Origin of the sequence: Chryseobacterium sp. JV558 (assembly GCF_033712365.1) — a bacterium.
Lineage (GTDB): Bacteria > Bacteroidota > Bacteroidia > Flavobacteriales > Weeksellaceae > Chryseobacterium.
Window position 1 is genome coordinate 52752 of record NZ_WJHU01000002.1, and the last position, 16322, is coordinate 69073.

The 16322-nt window shown below is 36.5% G+C and carries 14 protein-coding genes; 4 read left to right on the plus strand and 10 right to left on the minus strand.

Annotation, left to right across the window (positions count from 1 at the left end; all coding sequences use genetic code 11):
* Positions 1-6: 6 nt before the first annotated feature.
* The 3 genes from GFU89_RS05985 to GFU89_RS05995 form a co-directional block, all read right to left on the minus strand.
* Positions 7-1062, minus strand: coding sequence for a hypothetical protein (locus GFU89_RS05985; protein ID WP_318846291.1), 1056 nt, complete (start codon positions 1060-1062; stop codon positions 7-9).
* Positions 1063-1141: 79 nt separating this feature from the next.
* Positions 1142-1342 carry a hypothetical protein gene (locus GFU89_RS05990; RefSeq protein WP_318846292.1) on the minus strand — a complete coding sequence of 67 codons (201 nt, stop codon included), beginning with the start codon at positions 1340-1342 and terminating at the stop codon, positions 1142-1144.
* A gap of 175 nt (positions 1343-1517) precedes the next feature.
* On the minus strand, positions 1518-4865 hold the full coding sequence (locus GFU89_RS05995; RefSeq protein WP_318846293.1) for a methylmalonyl-CoA mutase family protein: 3348 nt from the start codon (positions 4863-4865) through the stop codon (positions 1518-1520).
* A 249-nt stretch (positions 4866-5114) separates the two neighbouring features.
* Between GFU89_RS05995 and GFU89_RS06000 the strand changes: the two genes are divergently transcribed.
* Positions 5115-5447, plus strand: a complete 333-nt coding sequence (locus GFU89_RS06000) for a hypothetical protein (protein ID WP_318847153.1) — start codon at positions 5115-5117, stop codon at positions 5445-5447.
* On the opposite strand, the gene GFU89_RS06005 is transcribed toward GFU89_RS06000, so the two are convergent.
* Complete coding sequence (locus tag GFU89_RS06005) at positions 5444-6556, minus strand: DUF3667 domain-containing protein (RefSeq protein WP_318846294.1); 1113 nt, start codon at positions 6554-6556, stop codon at positions 5444-5446. The two genes, GFU89_RS06000 and GFU89_RS06005, sit on opposite strands and share 4 nt — an antisense overlap.
* Before the next feature lie 345 nt (positions 6557-6901).
* Between GFU89_RS06005 and rplM the strand changes: the two genes are divergently transcribed.
* The 3 genes from rplM to rpsB all read left to right on the plus strand — a co-directional run bounded on the left by rplM (position 6902) and on the right by rpsB (position 8719).
* Positions 6902-7357: a 50S ribosomal protein L13 gene (gene rplM / locus GFU89_RS06010; protein WP_027375420.1), complete on the plus strand. Its 456-nt coding sequence runs from the start codon at positions 6902-6904 to the stop codon at positions 7355-7357.
* 6 nt (positions 7358-7363) lie between these two features.
* Positions 7364-7750: a 30S ribosomal protein S9 gene (rpsI, locus tag GFU89_RS06015; RefSeq protein WP_045501218.1), complete on the plus strand. Its 387-nt coding sequence runs from the start codon at positions 7364-7366 to the stop codon at positions 7748-7750.
* Positions 7751-7957: 207 nt separating this feature from the next.
* Positions 7958-8719: a 30S ribosomal protein S2 gene (gene rpsB / locus GFU89_RS06020; RefSeq protein WP_047373581.1), complete on the plus strand. Its 762-nt coding sequence runs from the start codon at positions 7958-7960 to the stop codon at positions 8717-8719.
* Positions 8720-8864: 145 nt separating this feature from the next.
* Here the strand turns inward: rpsB and GFU89_RS06025 are convergent, their stop codons facing one another.
* From GFU89_RS06025 to GFU89_RS06050, 6 genes are all read right to left on the minus strand, one after another.
* Complete coding sequence (locus GFU89_RS06025) at positions 8865-9305, minus strand: DUF6759 domain-containing protein (RefSeq protein WP_318846295.1); 441 nt, start codon at positions 9303-9305, stop codon at positions 8865-8867.
* Between the two features lies 1 nt (position 9306).
* Positions 9307-10014, minus strand: coding sequence for a DUF6759 domain-containing protein (locus tag GFU89_RS06030; protein WP_318846296.1), 708 nt, complete (start codon positions 10012-10014; stop codon positions 9307-9309).
* 20 nt (positions 10015-10034) lie between these two features.
* Positions 10035-10712 carry a tRNA (guanosine(46)-N7)-methyltransferase TrmB gene (trmB, locus tag GFU89_RS06035; protein ID WP_318846297.1) on the minus strand — a complete coding sequence of 226 codons (678 nt, stop codon included), beginning with the start codon at positions 10710-10712 and terminating at the stop codon, positions 10035-10037.
* 96 nt (positions 10713-10808) lie between these two features.
* Complete coding sequence (locus tag GFU89_RS06040) at positions 10809-11573, minus strand: DUF6759 domain-containing protein (protein WP_318846298.1); 765 nt, start codon at positions 11571-11573, stop codon at positions 10809-10811.
* A 283-nt stretch (positions 11574-11856) separates the two neighbouring features.
* Positions 11857-12651 (minus strand): hypothetical protein, encoded by a 795-nt coding sequence (locus GFU89_RS06045; protein WP_318846299.1) that lies wholly within the window; start codon positions 12649-12651, stop codon positions 11857-11859.
* Positions 12652-12853: 202 nt separating this feature from the next.
* Positions 12854-16252 carry a T9SS type B sorting domain-containing protein gene (locus tag GFU89_RS06050; RefSeq protein ID WP_318846300.1) on the minus strand — a complete coding sequence of 1133 codons (3399 nt, stop codon included), beginning with the start codon at positions 16250-16252 and terminating at the stop codon, positions 12854-12856.
* Positions 16253-16322: the final 70 nt, after the last annotated feature.

Sequence of the window (16322 nt, forward strand, 5' to 3'; positions counted from 1 at the left end):
TATGGCTTAATAATTTTTGTTTTGAATTTCTTTGATTGGAATAAATCCACCATTGAAGTAATCAATCTTCATTTCAAAAGGATAGGCCGGATTGGTCATGATCAGAACACCAATTGCTCCAAAAAATGCAGCTCCGGTTACCATCATGCTTCCTGCATTAGGATTTGACCTGATTTTTCCGATAAAGTAGTAATCATTATCTTTTTTTACCGCTTTGGTAAAAAGGTTTTCTATGGAAAGGTAGATGTATGGTTCTCCCTTATACACAACAGCATAAATATCGTCTTTTTTAATTTCTTTTTCTTTGCTGTCTGCCATTTCATAGATTCTTACAATTTTTGGAGCATTGCCGTAGAATTTGACATTTGTAATTTCCTGGTCCGGCTGTTGATTTTTTAAAGCGTTATAATTTTTATATACTCCGTCTTTCAGCTGAGGTGAATTGTAAAAGTTGATTGACTGCTTGGCTGTATCATCAAAGTTCATGACTTGCTCCATCGTATAATGGGTGTTGGTTTCAGGCTTTTTAGATGCATTTTTGCTGATGAAATCTACAAGCATTTCGCTCCCTTTTTCAAGAGTTTTTGTGGTAACATCAGTTGCTTTGATATCAATTACTGTATCAGTCTGATCCATTAAAGAATAGGTTCCATCATTATTTTTTGAAAATAAAAATCCCTGAAAATAGCAGTATCCATGTTCACTGAGTTTCGCTGTAACCTCTGCAAAGTAGAGTTGCTTCAGGTACAGAACCATTGTTCCGTCTTCGGTATCATCTCCATTGATGCTGTTCAGAATACTCTGAAATTGGCTTGATATACTGGAGGTGGGAATTACTTTAGCTTTGGCGTTCAACATTCCCTGTTGTACGATTCCTAAAGAAGTAGTGTCTTCTCTTTTATCAATAAGTTTTATCGTTTTATAATAGCTTTTCTCTAGCTTATGGTTGGAAAGGCTTATGGTAAATGGTTCGGTACGTTTCTGGCCCCATAAAGCAGATGTAAGAAAAATGAGGACTAAGAAAAGGGATTTATTGAAACTTTTCACTGCTGTTTTTTTCATGGGTAATTAGTTATTGAACCTAAAAATACAAAAAACTCCTGAAATACATCAGGAGTTATTATTTATCAATAAGATTTACTTATTTTGAAGCAGGCTTTCCATAGTTATTGAAGGGGCTTGTAATATCAAGTTTTTCCTTTTCTGCCTGTTCTCTTTTTTGTAGTTCTTCCACATTTCTAGTCATGTCGCTTTTATGAGAGGTATCTACAGTAGAGGTTTTACAAGAACCTAGGGCCATAAAAAGACTAAACACCGAAATAATTTTAATATATGTTTTCATTTGAATTTTTTTTTGGTGGCAAATATATAGGGTCAGAGCAGTTTATTTTTAATTTTTAACAAACATTATAAACAAACCGGCCAAAATTTAGATTTTTTTCATATTAAAAATACAAAAAAACCTCAAAGAATTTCTTTGAGGTTTGATTTATAAAAAATGTCTGTCCAGTTAAGGATTACATATTTCTTCTGTACTTACCACCCACTTCAAATAAAGCGTTGGTAATTTGTCCTAAAGAACAGTATTTTACAGCATCCATCATTACTTCAAATAAGTTTTGCTGGTTGATAGCTGCATGTTGCAATGTTTTCAAAGCTTCCTCAGATTTAGCTTCATTAGATTTCTGGAAGTTATGTAATGTTTCAATCTGAACCTGCTTTTCTTCCTCAGTAGAACGGATAACCTCTCCCGGACGTACCGTTGGCGAACCATCCTTCCCTAAGAAAGTATTTACCCCGATGATTGGATATTCACCAGTGTGTTTCAGCCATTCGTAATGCATTGATTCCTCCTGAATTTTAGAACGCTGATACATCGTTTCCATCGCTCCAAGAACTCCACCTCTTTCCGTAATTCTGTCGAACTCTGCATACACAGCTTCTTCCACAAGATCCGTTAATTCTTCAATAATAAATGAACCTTGAAGTGGATTTTCGTTTTTAGCCAATCCTAATTCCTTATTGATGATCAGCTGAATTGCCATTGCTCTTCTTACAGATTGCTCAGTAGGAGTTGTGATCGCCTCATCATAAGCATTGGTGTGAAGTGAATTACAATTGTCATAGATTGCATAAAGCGCCTGAAGAGTGGTTCTGATATCATTGAAATCAATTTCCTGAGCGTGCAGAGAACGTCCTGAAGTCTGGATATGGTATTTCAACATCTGACTTCTTTCGTCTGCTCCGTATTTTATTTTCATTGCTTTTGCCCAGATTCTTCTTGCTACACGTCCGATTACTGAGTACTCAGGGTCGATACCATTAGAGAAGAAGAAAGATAAGTTTGGAGCAAAATCATTGATGTCCATTCCACGGCTTAAGTAATATTCCACATAAGTGAACCCGTTTGCTAAAGTAAATGCCAACTGAGAAACCGGATTGGCTCCTGCTTCAGCAATGTGATATCCTGAAATAGAAACCGAATAGAAATTTCTTACTTTTTCTGTGATAAAATATTCCTGAACGTCACCCATCAATCTCAAGGCAAATTCAGTAGAGAAAATACAAGTATTCTGAGCTTGATCTTCTTTTAAAATATCAGCCTGAACGGTACCACGAACGGTAGCAATTGTTTTAGCTTTAATTTCAGCATACGCATCAGCAGGAATAATTTCATCTCCGGTGATTCCCAATAATTTTAAACCTAAACCATTGTTTGATGGAGGTAATTCTCCATTATATTTTGGTCTTGCTAAACCTTTGTCGTCAAATTTTGCTTTTAAAACAGCTTCAACTTTAGCTTCTAATTTATGCTCAATAATATATTTTTCAACATTTTGATCGATAGCTGCATTCATAAAGAAAGCTAACAACATCGGAGCCGGACCGTTGATCGTCATTGAAACCGAAGTTAATGCATTCACTAAATCAAATCCTGAATATAATTTCTTAGCATCATCCAACGTCGCAATTGAAACTCCCGCGTTTCCAATTTTACCATAAATATCTGGTGGTAAAGCTGGGTCCTGTCCATACAATGTTACTGAGTCGAAAGCTGTGGATAAACGTTTTGCAGGCATTTCTGCAGACACGTAGTGGAATCTTCTGTTGGTTCTTTCAGGGCCTCCTTCTCCAGCGAACATTCTCGTTGGATCTTCACCTGTTCTTTTGAAAGGATAAATTCCTGCAGTATATGGGAATCCTCCCGGAAGGTTTTCCTGTCCTTTCCATTTGATCAAGTCACCCCAATCGTTGTATTTTGGTAATGCAATTTTTGGAATTCTTAAATGAGATAAAGATTCTGTTGAAGTTTCAACTTTAATCTCTTTTCCTCTCACGAAATAAGAGTAGAACTCTGCATGGAACGCTTTTTTCGTATCGTCCCAAGTTTTTAGGAAGTCGATATTTTCCTGTTGAAGATCTTTTTCCGCTTTTTGATATTCAGCGTCTAATGTTTCATTGGAAAGGAAATGTCTCACTCCTTCAATATGATACATTTTTCTTGCTAATTCAGCTTGTTTTTCAACAGTAGCATCGTATTGTCTATTGTTTTCTACAATTTCAGAAAGGTAACGCACTCTTTTTGGAGGAATGATGGTTACTTCGTCTGTAACTTCCTGTTCAACAAAACTTTGTAGATTTAAATCAGCAAATTTATCGTTTACTTTAGAAACTAATCTGTTGTATAATTCAGTTGTTCCGTGATCATTAAACTGTGAAGCTTTTGTAGCATACACCGGCATTTCATCCAATGGGCTTTCCCACAGCAAATGGTTTCTCTGGAACTGTTTTCTTACCGCCTGAAGGGCATCAAGAGCTCCTCTTTTATCAGATTTATTTAAAGCAACTAAATCTGCATAATCCAACATATCGATTTTTTCCAGCTGTGTAGAAGCTCCATATTCAGGAGTCATTACGTACATAGAAACATCGGCAAAGTCTGAAACTTCTGAACCAGACTGTCCAATCCCCGAAGTTTCAAGGATGATGACATCAGGATGAGCCAATTTCAAAACATTCAAAGCTGAATGGATGAACGGAGAAACTGAAACGTTATTTTCTCTCGTCGCCATCGAACGCATATACACTCTGGAATCATTAATCGCGTTCATACGAATTCTGTCTCCTAATAATGCACCTCCGGTTTTCTTTTTCGAAGGGTCAATAGAAATAATGGCAATTTTTTTATCCGTATTGGAACGTAAGAAACGTCTTACCAATTCGTCTGTTAAAGAAGATTTACCCGCACCACCAGTTCCTGTGATACCAATAATCGGAATATTTAAATCTTTTGATTTTTCGTCAATGGCTTTTACTAATTCAGGTTTGTCTTCTGAAAAGTTTTCAACAGCAGAAATAATTTTAGCAATACTTGTAGAGTTTTCAAAACTAATTGAATCTAAATCACTTGCTGTTACATCTTTCCCTGTTGCAAAATCTGATCTTTTAACCAAATCATCAATCATTCCCTGCAAACCAAGTTCACGGCCGTCGTCTGGAGAATAAATCCTGTCGATTCCGTAAGACATGATATCTTCGATTTCTTCGGGTAAGATTACACCGCCGCCGCCGCCAAAAATTTTGATCTGAGGTGAATTTTTTTCTCTCAAAAGGTCATAGATATATTTGAAATATTCATTGTGACCTCCCTGATATGAAGTTAATGCAATAGCATTGGCATCTTCCTGGATCGCTGTATTGACAACTTCCTCTGCTGATTTATCGTGTCCTAAATGGATCACTTCGCATCCTGTTCCCTGAATAACACGACGCATAATATTGATCGCAGCATCATGCCCATCAAATAATGAGGCAGCAGTTACGATTCTTACCTTGTTGGTTGGAGTATATTTTTGGGTTTCCATAAAAATTCTAGAAAGTTTCTAAGTTTTCAAATATAACAATAAAAAAAGAACCTGGTGTTTGATTTTATTGTTTTGATTGTCAGATTGTTGGTTGTATTTATTTAATTATATATCCCCTTTTTGCGCTGGATGCCTTGAAAGTTGGGAAACCACAGAGTTAAAACAAGTTGCAGTGTCTTCGTTTTCAAAGGCACTCATCTTTACATTCTCAAATTAAATTCTCTACTTTTGCAGAATATTTTTACAGACATGCAAAAAGCTTTGATGTACTTCGCATTGGGAACCGTAATAAGCTTCCTTATCAATTATTTTTTTTTAAGTTCGGAAAACATCGGACTTGATATTTATTATGCCTTTGCCTTTGGTTCTGCGTGGGGACTTGCTTATTATCTGGATACCCCCAATTTTTCACTGCCTAAGAAATTAGGATTGTCATTTGTAGGGATGGGTATTCTTGTTCTGATAGGAACTTTAATTTTTAAACTTGAATTAGCGATCCCGTCTATCCTGAAATTTTCTACTGTTTTCGTTGCCTATTATTTATTTGCAAGCTTCAGAGGAAATAAATCACTTAGAAATTAGTGAAGCATAATAAAGCTTAGGTACATCAATACCATAAACATCAGCAGTAATCCGATATAGTTGATAATAAATAGTAGCAATCCTTTTAGTATACTTGTTCTTTTTTTTGTTTCATATACTCTGTGGTGAGCAACAAAGAAATAGATCGTCATATAGGCAGATAGTCCTAAACAGGCTAAAACATATAACAGGGTAAGCCAATTACTGTCCGGCAGATAGCTTATTATCTTTTCTCCCACTATAAATATCAATATTCCTAATAAAAGGAAGGAGAAATAGTGAAGGGTAAATATGCCATGGTCAAAGTACCACCATTTCTTTTTGTCGTGAAACAGCCATAAAAAGAATGCAAATATGGGTAGATACACGAAGAGAGCTTTGGGAATGGTATGAATGAAGTTTTCTTTATATTTTTCCCATATCTGATGCTTAGTGAATCCTTCCTCTTTTAATGCAAATGCTTTTTCTGCGATCGGTCTCAATAAGGTATAGATTCCTGTTTTATCTTTGGCCTGGATAGAATCATACTGTTTCATGGTATGAGCATTCATAATGGATGTTTCATTAGTATCGAATGTACGGTCAAGAAGATCGCTTTTTTCTTGAGCTTCTTTTATCTTTAAAGTATCTAATGTATTTAAAGTATCCAGCGCTTTTTGAGTATTGTGTGCCGCTTCATAAGACAAAACTCCTTTTTTTTGCAAATCTTTTACAATGTCTTTAGAGAGTTCTTTCTGTTTTTGTGACTTTGTTTCTACTTTATTATGACTGGGTCTTTCTCCTTCATCTTTCGCGTGAGGTAAGATGTTAGGTAGAAAGAATGTAATGAAGCTTATGAATATGTACAGTTTTACAGGAGCAACATACAGTTGTCTTTTACCTGCCAGATATTCCTTGGTAAGGGTCCCTGGACGGGTAAACAGATATTGCATAGTTTTCCAGAACTGTCCGTCATAATGGGTGAAATCCTCAATGAAGTGAGTAAAGAGAAAATGGAAGGGTTGTCTGCTTTCAATGTTTTCCTGCCCGCAGTGGGGGCAAAACCTTTCTTCAACCTGGTGTCCGCAGTTTAGGCAGGTTTTGTCTTCTCTTAGTTTTCCGTGGCTCATGAATTTGGAATATGATTGACACAAATATAATTATTTCAACGAAACTGTAGTTATATTAATGTGTTTTGCGTAAATCTTTAAAGAAAACCTAATAAAGGAAAAGGTTGAGGGAATGAACTCTTTACTGTATCACCTACGTTTTTAGATTTTCTTAAGCGTTTCTTAAGCGGCGCGACAATTTATATGATGTATGCCAAAACGATAAATAGTGTTAATCTATTGATAGTGGGGTATATAAAGGATATTATATAGATTAAATAAAATATGTTTTTGGGTTACAAAAATAATTTGTACCTTTGCACACCCTTTTAGGGGTAAATTATGTTTAATCTTTAACTAAAACGTGTGAATACATTAAGTTACAAAACTGTTTCAGCGAACAAAGCTACTGCGAATAAAGAATGGGTTGTGGTAGACGCTGAAGGACAGCCGTTAGGAAGACTAGCTTCTACGGTTGCAAAGATTTTGAGAGGTAAGCACAAAACGAACTTTACACCTCACGTAGATTGTGGTGATAACGTTATCGTTTTGAATGCTGGGAAAATTACACTTTCCGGAAACAAGTGGGCTGATAAGACTTATATCTGGCATACAGGATACCCTGGTGGACAGAAGTCTATGACTGCGGCTGAACTTCAAAAGAAAGATTCTTTAAAGGTATTAGAGAAATCTGTAAAAGGTATGTTACCTAAAAACAGATTAGGTGCTGCTATCCTTAAGAACCTTTATTTATATGAAGGAACTGAGCACAAACATGAAGCTCAACAGCCTAAAACAATTAATGTTAACGAATTTAAATAATTAATTATGTCTATAGTTCACAAAATCGGAAGAAGAAAAACTTCTGTAGCAAGAGTTTATGTAAGACCAGGTTCTGGTGTTATTACAGTAAACGGTAAAGATGCTGCAACTTATTTCTCTACAGACGTGATGGTTTACAAATTAAACCAACCGTTTATCCTTTCTGAGACTGTTGGTCAGTATGACGTTACCGTAAACGTATTCGGTGGTGGTAATACAGGTCAGGCAGAAGCTATCAGATTAGGTATTTCAAGAGCTTTATGCGAAATCAACGCTGAATTCAGATTAGCATTGAAACCAGCTGGTTTACTTACAAGAGACGCAAGAATGGTGGAAAGAAAGAAGCCAGGTCAGAAAAAAGCAAGAAAGAGATTCCAATTCTCAAAACGTTAAGATTTCTTGTTGGCGAATGGCTTATGGCTATTGGCTACAGAAATGTATTAAATTTTTTTTAAACTTAATCTCGGCGAAAAGCCCATTGCCAAAAGCAAAAAGCAGACCGCCAATTGCCCGTTACGTTTAGCATCCAAACGCTTCTCCCATCTAAAGAAGTTGTTGATTGTTTAAAAGACGGAAAGTAAACTAACAAAAACAGAAAACATGGCAAAAGCAAATGTAAAAGACCTTTTAGAGGCTGGCGTACACTTCGGTCACATGACTAGAAAGTGGAATCCAAATATGGCTCCATACATTTTTATGGAGAAAAACGGTATTCACATTGTAGACTTACATAAAACAGCAGTTAAATTAGATGAAGCTTGCAGCGCTTTAGAAAAATTAACTTCTGCAGGTAAAAAAGTTCTTTTCGTAGCTACTAAGAAGCAAGCGAAAGAAGTTGTTGCAAAACACGCTTCTGAACTTAATATGCCTTATATTACTGAAAGATGGCCAGGAGGTATGTTAACGAATTTCGTTACTATCAGAAAGGCTGTAAAGAAGATGAATGCTATCGACAAAATGAAAAAAGACGGTACGTTCGAAACTTTATCTAAAAAAGAAAGATTACAAGTTGACAGACAAAGAGCTAACTTAGAAAAGAACTTAGGTTCTATCTCTGATATGGTTCGTCTTCCTTCTGCAATCTTTGTTGTAGATATCTTAAGAGAACACATCGCTGTAACTGAAGCTAAGAAATTAGGTATTCCAGTTTTCGGTATTGTTGATACAAACTCTGACCCTAGAAAAGTTGATTTCGTTATCCCAGGAAACGATGATGCTTCTAAGTCTATCGATATGATCTTGAGCATTGTTTCAGAATCTATCAAAGAAGGTCAGTCTCAAAGAAAAGCTGATAAAGAAAAATCTAAAGAAGAAGGAGAAGTAGTATCTGCTGATAAAGATGCTGACTTCGATGCAGAATAATTAAAGATTTTCTTTAATATAGGAAAAACGCTGGATTTCGATCCAGCGTTTTTTTTGTTGTTTATACAAGGATTTTCGGGACAATTGCCCTTGGTTCTACATATTCCATTAAAATAAAAACCCGCAGGATTCTGCGGGTTATATATTAGTTTGAAAGCTTTATAGAATAGGAAGTTGTAATAAACTTTGTAGATTGATAGGTCGAGTTGCAAATAAGTCCTGATAATCTGTAGTTTTGATTTTTAGGAACCATTGTGTATCCTATTTTTCCAGAACCGATAGGGATTTTCTTGAAGAAATTATTCCCGCTTACTGTAAGCACCATATTGCATGGAGATTTGTTTTCTACTGAAATAGAGGTCTTAGGATTTTTCGGATCATCACTGTTAAGAAGATCATTAAGGACGTCAGCCGTTTCCGGTTTATAGGTCTTTATTAGTTCGCTATATTCTCTTTCCGTATTGGCTCTGTTACCTGAATTATTGGTAGCAGAAGGGTAGGAGGTTCTTCCCGGATAGCTGCCATAATTTACATTACAGCTGGCAAGGATCATTGAAATCCCGGCAAAAACTAATAGTTTTTTCATACTAGTTTACTTTTTGGTTTTTCTTTTTTTTCGAAGACTTCTTTATTGTAGCAGGTTCCTTTTTGGTAGGTTTTGCTTCTGTCTCAGGAAGTCTCGGATTATCAATCGTTACAAATATACTTTTTTTAATGTCTTTCTGGGAGATGTATTTCATATCGCAGATATTACTGTTGAGCATATATGAACCCTTATTGATCACAATGAAATTTTCTCCGCGGGCGGGGACAGCAAGGTTGTAATAATCTTTTCCCTCAATCCTCAAAACAATATTGCAGTCTGAATTATTTTTGAATAGGAGTATTGCTTCCTTATGGGTAATATCCTCATTGAACATTGCATTCAGAAGTTTTACCGTTTTTTCTTTGTGTTCAGCAGAGGTCTCAGCGATGAGTTTTTTGAACTCCTCAGCATCATTGGAATAAGGGTTTCTCATGATACTTTTAGGAATATCAGAGATAATAGGCCTTGTTTCCATAGGTTTGGCTGTACGGGCTCCTATTGTCCATTCTGCGTTTTTTAAAGCGATAAGCTTTGGTTTCAGAACGCTTTTCTTTGGATCGTCTGGATGGGTGTTCTTAATATACTCTTCAATTTCTTTAATATCAATGCTTTTCAAAATGTCTTTATTTACTTTTTTCTGAGCAGATATCAAGTTGGGGAACAGGAATGTGAAGAATAAAAAGAAAACAGGTAAAAGTTTTTTTTTCATCAATTGTTATTTTTACTTCATCAGCTTATCCGGAATTTAATGTAAGTAATTGTTTTTCCTTTTGCTGAGAAAAGTTCTTCATAATAGGTTTTGATATCTCTCAGGTGTTCAGTATTAGGGTCATACTCCGGAGCACCATAGATATCATGGTGGGCACTGATGATTTCATAGCCAGCTCCCTGCAGATAACCAAGTGTATAGCCATGTAAAAACTCTGAATCGGTTTTTAAATGAATAATACCACCAGGCTTCAGGAATCTTTTATACCGCTCTAAAAAGTCTGGATGTGTTAATCTGTGCTTTGTTCTTCTGTATTTGATCTGTGGATCCGGGAACGTAATCCAGATTTCATCTACTTCATTTTCAGCAAAGAAATGATCTACAAGCTCGATCTGTGATCTCAGAAAAGCGACATTAGTCATGTTGTTATCTACCGCTTCTTTAGCGCCAAACCAAAATCTTGCCCCTTTAATATCAATTCCGATAAAGTTTTTTTCAGGAAATGTTTTTGCGAGTCCCACAGAATATTCTCCTTTTCCACAACCTAATTCCAATACAATTGGATTGTCATTTTTAAAGAAATTTTCTCTCCATTTTCCCTTAAGTTCGAAACCTTGTAAGGCATCTTCCCTTGTAGGTTGGATTACATTTGGTAATATTTTGTTTTCTGCAAATCTTGCTAATTTATTCTTGCCCATTGAGTTATAAAATGAGTGCAAAAATAGTGAAAATTTATGGAGAATCTCTGTCTTTTGAAGGTAAAAGACAGAGTGGTAATCCGTTTATGAATAAGGCTATTGACTTCCTAAAGCCACCATGATAGGTCTTTGTATTGTCTTTTGTGAAGCATACTGTGCTCCGCAAACCAGACTAGAGAAAAGATACTGCCCTTTTTCTATAACAATTGAGCCTTCACCCTGAGCGGGAACGGCAAGTCTGTATTTGGTAGTACCTACCCCTTCCATTCTTACAATGATATTACAGTCAGATTTATTTTGAATCATCACAATACACTCTTTAGCATTCGGATCATTGTCAAATAAAGAGTTGAGGATTTTGACAGTTTTATTTTTATGTTCTACCGGAGATACTGCCATAAGCATATTGAATTCTTCAGCTTCTGCATTAGGAACTGCTGTATTGGCTGCCGTATTTACAACAAATGTATTCTGTGCAGTACTCGGAGTATAGACGGTGGTAGGCTGTTTTGCTGCCAGTTCTGCCTTGTATTTTGCAATCTGCTTCTGTTTGATGATCGCGTTCATTTCATCAAAGGTGATCTTTGTAGAAGGTCTTCTTCTCAGCATGGCTAGCATTTCCTGCATATCTTTTACTTTCTGATCGGCAGGATGTGCATTTTTGATGTATTCTTTCATCATTTCCATGACTCTTGGTTTCAGAACAGATCTTCGAGGGTCATCTGGATGGGCATCTCTTAAGAAAGCATTGATCTCGTAGATATTATTACTTTTCAGAATATTACTATAGTCTTTCCCTTTTTTTTGAGCAGACATAGTAAAGAAAAACATACAGCAAAGAAGTAAAAGTACTCGTTTCATTAATTAATATTAAGTTTAAAAAAATAGGTGCTTCTCTCTTAATTTGCGTTTTGGGTTGGTTAGTTTTTATTTGGATAACGAAATACAGGTGTTTTTATTTTAAACACTTGTTTGTGAGATAAAATTAAACATATTTTTGAATATTGAGGAAAGATATATGATAAAAGTTGAATAATCTGCATCGGATGCTTTGTGAATGCGCAATGCCGGGGATTTTCTGGTTATTTCAAAAAAATAATCCATGTGAAGGACATGGATTATTTTATATGTTGGAATTATTTCTCTAATTACTGTTTACAACCTCTTGAAGGTGTGAACTTCTAAGTCTTTTCTGATATATCGGCAGATATTTTTCAATAGGAATTTTTACGGCTTCAAAATTTCCGGCCAGTACATATGCCTGGATATTTTCGGAACTATAAACGAATTGAAGAAAATTGTCAATTAAATTTTCAGGGATTTTAAACTTTATAAAATAATCTTTTCCCAGATAATTTTTGATCTGTGCAACGGAGCTGTTCATTCTTTCGTAAGCCTGATAACGCTGTTTCTTCTTTCTTTCACCGGAAAGAATATCATAGATACTTTCAAGGCTGAAGGTAAGTCCGCCATCTCGTAATCCGGCTACAGGAAGTTCAGGAGGAGTTCCGTCTCCTTTCGGTTCAGGAAGCCCGATTACTTTCTTAAGAGCATATGCTTTATCTTCTTTTCTTAAAGAGTTGACATCATACCGAAGGTTTCCGGTAGGTTTGAACCTGCTGAGTACAATTTCCTGGATTTCATAGTAAGCAATTTTAAGCTCAACCAGATTTTTTTGTACCATTGATTGAGGCGTTAGCTTAATATCTTTTCTTTCGGTAACAATAGAGGTAAACCGTATCACATCTCCGGGATTGGCTGGGATATTAAAATTACCATTGTAGTCCGTAAGAACGGTTTTCTGAATGGTCAGGTTAGTGACATATACCTGATTGAGATATAAAATAGAGTTGTCTCTCAGAAATACCTCTCCGGAATATATTTGAGCATTAATTTTTGCCAGAAAAACCAATAGCAGTAGAGTAAACAGTTTCTTCATATAATGCGCAAAATTACATAGAAATATAGCAATTTTGCCTAGTTAGATGAAGAATAGTGGTTAAAGTTATATTAAACTTTAACATTAAACTGTTAATGACTGTTAGAAATCTGCCATTACCCTAAAAAAGAATGTATATAAGTAAAGAAGCCGGAAGAAAGAATGCTCAATTTTCAGCAGTGCTTTCTTCCAGCCTCCCTTTTTATCTATGTTTTACAAGCAGCCAGCTCGAATATTTTACTGTGAGAGAAGAACCGTATTCTGTCCAGGTGATAAAATACCAGTAGGTTGCTGTAGGGACATATCTTCCACCTATTCTTCCATCCCAGGTATACCTGTTTTCCGGAGTTCCTCTGAAGACTTCAGCACCATACCGGTCAAAGATCCTGAATACAAGATTATCATTGGCCATTAAAGCAGAATAGTCTATTCCTTCATTATAACCATCTCCATTCGGGGTAATCGTGTTGATCAGGTTGATAATGGCAAATGGTTTTTTGACTTCTTCGCACATTTTAGAGTCTCTTACAAATACGTTATGTGCTCCTCTTGGTACGTTGTAGAAAATATTGGAACTCTGCCATACCACACCATCCAAAGAATATTCATAAGGAGGAGTACCACCACTTACTCCGACTTTTACCGTTGTACCATCAATTTCAATGGAGGTAATGATAGGAAGCGGCAATTCAGTAACATTCACATACTGTTTGTAAACACAGCCATTGAATGTAAGCTCTACCCAATAACTTCCCGGAGCCACATTGGTGATGGAAGGTGTAGTAGCTCCCGTACTCCATAAATATCTTTCAAAGCCTGGTCCTGCATCCAGTGTGGTAGTAGTTTTCGGGCAAATAGCTTTATCTTGTAATATATCCGATTTTTTAGGAATTTTAATATTGATTTTAAGAGTGCCTACTTCCGGGCAGACCCCATTTTTTTCAAAACGGATATAATAAGTCTGGGAAGTTGTGATGTTAACAGGTGATGAAACGATATTTACATTGTTCTGAGCATCCGCCAATGTTGCATGAAAAGTATATGTAACATTGGGGTCTAATGTAAACTGAGGAATAAACTGGGCTAAGTTCACACTTTTTATTCCATCCAGATCATCATCACAAACGCTTTCTGTAACGGTTTTGGTAATCAATGTTACTTTAGCTCCGATACTGAACTGTAAAGGTTTGATCACCGTAGCACAGCCATCCGGAGAATCTACTCTGATATAAATTGTAGTTGTCGCGGTATAACTCCAGCTGTTAGGAAGAGTATTGATGTTTCCGGCGTTGGCATCTGCAAGGTTTGCATAATATCTTACATTAGTAAAATAGTTAGGATTATTAAGTACAATAGGGGTAATATTAGAAAGGATAAGTGTAACTGTCCCATCAAGATTATCATCACAGAAAATGCCGTTGTAATTATCCAGAACAATTGCTTTATTGAAAAGGGATAATGTGATTTGTGCAATACTTTTACATCCGATATTGTTTTTGACAACAGCGTAGATGATGGTTGCATTCGGTGCTGTATGTGATGTTGCATTGGTTATCGCTGCTGCTGCATTTTCATTCTGAGCATCTACCAGAGTAGGGTAGTAAGTAATAGTAACAGGAGAATTGTTCGTAATATTAGCTGTAGTGAGATTGAATGTTCCCTGTCCATTTATATCACAGGCAAATAATGTGGTGTTCATTACTGTAAGTGCCTGAATATTGATGGTAACCGTTACTGTTTCACAATCCGGAAAGTCCGGATCATTTCCGCAGAATGTATAAGTAAATGTATCCGTTCCCGATGTGCCAGGAGTATTTACAGTATAAGTAATCACTCCAGTTGTAGCATTTATCGTAGCGGTCCCCAGTGTAGGCGCTGCTGTAATTGCTACTGTATTAGGAGCAGTTGTTTGTGTGGAGCTGCTTAATACAGGAGTTATGGTCTGCGAAGTACAGACATTATAGGTTTTGGTGCTTAGTTTTGTACAGTTCAGAACCTTAAATTGTTCTGTGACTAAAGGTGCACAGCTTCCCATTGTTACAGAACAAGTGTAATATCCGGGTAGTGTAGGGGTGATTGAAGATGACGTAGCTCCCGGAACAACTGTACCGTTTCTGTACCATTGATAAGTATCATAGATCAGCGGGTCTACAGTAAGAACAATACCTGGAATACAGCCGACACCTGATTGTAAAATAACGGGCTGCGTAGGAAAACCGGCGAAAAAGCCTCCGTATCCTACGGCATCACTTCCGGCAGTAATTCCAGCCATAATGGCCTTGTCTGAAACTACAGTAATGGTCCCTGTTACATTGGGGATTCCATAAGTAACCCAGTTGGTGGTTCCGGTCATATTGTAAGGACCTGTTATAGCAAGTGGGCTAGCTCCGTTTACTGTAATATTAGCTCCTCTTTCTGTAATAAGGTTCAGTTTTGTTGGGATGTTCAGAATACCTCCGGGATTACCATTGGAATGAACAAAGTTTTCATTAATAAGTCCTAGCTCATTAATCTGTTTCGGAAGGTAACAGTTCAAAGCCGGAATGAAGTTGAATCCTCCGGTAGCCGTTTCATTTCCCGAATTTGAATCTCCTGCTAAAATCTGGTAGACATAAGCATTTTTTGATGTTTTCAGATATAAATTATAATGTCCGTTTCCCTGAAGGATATATTTGGAATCAGGTATAACAAAATATTTTCCTGCATTGATGGTTGCTATAGGAGGTATTTCATTATTGACAAAAATTTGAGTATTGTCTTCTGTGGCTATGACGACAGCGCCTTCCATATTGGCGCCAATCGGTCCGTTGCCTTTTACAAGGGCGAATTCATTTCCCAGCCTGTTGACAGGTACTGCCTGATCCATTAAAATATCCGAACTGGACGGAAAGTTTCCGGCATACTGTCCGTTAAAATTTCCATTGGTGATATTAACGGGTTTGTTTGAGATAATTTTGGAACCAATGAAACCATCAAAGTTTCCTGCGATATCCCCGATTCCGTCAATGATATAAGATTGTCCTTTATTTAAAGTGAAAGTCATTGTCGGATTGGTAGCTCCAGTCATTCCATTAGAGAACTGAACGGTAGGGCTGTATCCGGATATGGTAACGGTTGTGTTATCTTGAGTTGCCAGTACACTGGTCATAAAGTTCAGAATATTGTTGCTCACAGTGATAGGAGCGGAGGCTGCGTAGAACGTATTTCCCGTGGAGGGAATTCCTTTGGAAGTAATGATTTCCGCATGGTTGAATACCGAGAACCTTAAGTTGGCATAAAATGGAAATTCTGCTTTAAGGTATAATCCTTTAGTTGTTGGGGTAAATAAATCCGTCTGCTGTGTCGTAATAATGTAATTCCTTAATACATCAAATTTCTGCGGATTATTTTTACTGATATTCACCGTCCCGATCAGAACATTATTGTTATAAATATTTACTGGAAAAGGAGTCGTTCTGCTGGTGGATAAATACAGTTTCTGATAGGGATTGGGTGCGCCAGTCCTGTCTACCATTGGAGCAAACCAATGCTCTCGGTCCAATTGGGCAAAAGCAGAGGTGAAAATATAAAATATAAATAAAAAAGATAGAATTTTCTTCATTCAGTAGTAGTATTTATCACAAATTTAATAATAAAAACCATTGAATACTTGAAAATGTAATAAAAAAGCC